Annotated in this window: 2 protein-coding genes; one reads left to right on the forward strand and one right to left on the reverse strand. The window is 58.6% G+C overall.

Going from position 1 to position 1,854, the window contains the following annotated elements; genetic code table 11:
- The first annotated feature begins 109 nt into the window (after positions 1-109).
- Positions 110-1,276, forward strand: a complete 1,167-nt coding sequence (locus GOX88_RS23215) for a nucleotide sugar dehydrogenase (protein ID WP_170407813.1) — start codon at positions 110-112, stop codon at positions 1,274-1,276.
- A gap of 71 nt (positions 1,277-1,347) precedes the next feature.
- Here GOX88_RS23215 and GOX88_RS23220 read toward each other — a convergent pair whose 3' ends face one another.
- On the reverse strand, positions 1,348-1,551 hold the full coding sequence (locus GOX88_RS23220) for a spike base protein, RCAP_Rcc01079 family (RefSeq protein ID WP_254436360.1): 204 nt from the start codon (positions 1,549-1,551) through the stop codon (positions 1,348-1,350).
- Positions 1,552-1,854 lie beyond the last annotated feature (303 nt).

Raw genomic sequence — 1,854 nt, forward strand, 5'->3', positions numbered from 1 at the left:
AGCCAAATCACCCCATCACTCATCACAACTCCAATCGTCGCTGCAGTGAATTGATAATCGAGACGTCCCGCGGCACAGTCTGGGCCTCGGTTACATAAGGAACTGAATCATGAAAATCGCGGTTGTTGGTATTGGCTATGTGGGATTGTCCAATGCGGTGCTGCTGGCGCAAAACCATGACGTGGTCGCGCTGGATATCTCGCAGCAGCGCGTGGATCTGGTCAATCAGTGTCAAAGCCCGATTCAAGATGCCGAGATCAAGGATTTCCTGTCCAACCGTGCGCTTACCCTGACCGCGACCACCGATGCCGAAGCCGCATATTCAGAGGCCGATTTTGTGGTTGTGGCCACGCCCACCAATTACGATCCGCGAAGCAATTACTTCGACACCAGCTCGGTCGATGCGGTGATTGAACGGGTCACTGCGGTGAACCCAGGCGCAGCCATCGTGATCAAATCCACCATCCCGGTGGGGTTCGTGACCGAGGCCCGCGCCCGGTTCGGCACGGATAACATCATCTTCTCGCCGGAGTTTCTGCGCGAGGGGCGGGCGCTGTATGACAACCTGCACCCCAGTCGGATCATCGTCGGTGAACGGTCCGACCGGGCAAAGGTTTTTGCCGATCTTCTGGTGGAAGGGGCGGTGGACAAGGATGTGCCGGTTCTGTTTACCGACGCAGACGAGGCCGAGGCGATCAAGCTGTTCGCCAATACATACCTCGCCATGCGGGTGGCTTTTTTCAACGAGCTCGACAGCTATTCCCTGGCCGGTGGTATGGACCCGCGCCAGATCATTGAAGGCGTCAGCCTCGACCCGCGGATCGGTACCCATTACAACAACCCGTCTTTCGGCTATGGCGGCTATTGCCTGCCCAAGGACACCAAGCAGCTGCTGGCCAACTACAATCACGTGCCGCAAAACCTGATCCGCGCCATCGTCGATGCCAACCGCACCCGCAAGGACTTCCTCAGCGACCAAATTCTGATGAAGGGGCCAAAGACTGTCGGAATTTACCGACTGGTCATGAAAGAGGGCAGTGACAATTTCCGACAGAGCTCGGTTCAGGGCATCATGAAACGGATCAAGGCTAAGGGCATTCAGGTCATCGTCTATGAACCGGCCCTGAGCGAGGATCACTTTTTCCACTCACCAGTGGTCCGCGATTTGGACGCGTTCAAGCAGCAGGCCGACCTGATCGTCGCCAACCGGTTGTCGGATGAGATCAGCGATGTCAGCGACAAGGTCTTTACCCGCGATCTGTTCGGAGCGGACTAGGACCGGGCGCCCACCCTCGGCCGAAAGATAACCTGCCGCACGAAAGGGGCGCGGCAGGTACAGGGTCCGCCTCAGGTCAGCACAAGGGCATGGATGCCCGATGCGGTCGTGCCGGTGGCATGAACGCGCGTCACGCCAACGGGCAGGATGGAGAAATCAGCCACCTGAACGGTGCGTGTTTCCCCTCGGACCGTGGTCATTTCCAGTGCACCGCCCGTTTCGACGTACAGACCGATTGCCACCTCGGCCAGATCGGTGGTGTCAGAAGGGGTCACGGGGCAACGTCGCGCGCGGGGCCGGACAGGCTGGAAACACGGTTTGCAAACGGGTTGGTCGTCATGGGTTGGGTCTCGTTCTCTGTGTCAATCAGCGGAACGCTAGTCAAAACCGCTTAACGAGGTGAAAGCACAGCGTGCGTTGCATCGCCTGCTTGACGGCCAAACAACAAAAAAGGCCCCCGCTTTGGGGGCCTGTCTCGTTCGGCCACAGGTATCTAACACCACATATTCCGTTGTGCAGGCCGTCAGCCCTTAGCGCCCTGGCCGCGGGCGTAGACGTCTTCGTAGCGGACGATGTCG

It is taken from the genome of Ruegeria arenilitoris (assembly GCF_013030985.1).
GTDB classification, from domain to species: domain Bacteria; phylum Pseudomonadota; class Alphaproteobacteria; order Rhodobacterales; family Rhodobacteraceae; genus Ruegeria; species Ruegeria arenilitoris_B.

Excerpts from the sequence above, each read along its gene's own strand:
- GOX88_RS23215 (WP_170407813.1), top strand. The coding sequence starts at position 110 with ATGAAAATCGCGGTTGTTGGTATTGGCTATGTGGGATTGTCCAATGCG.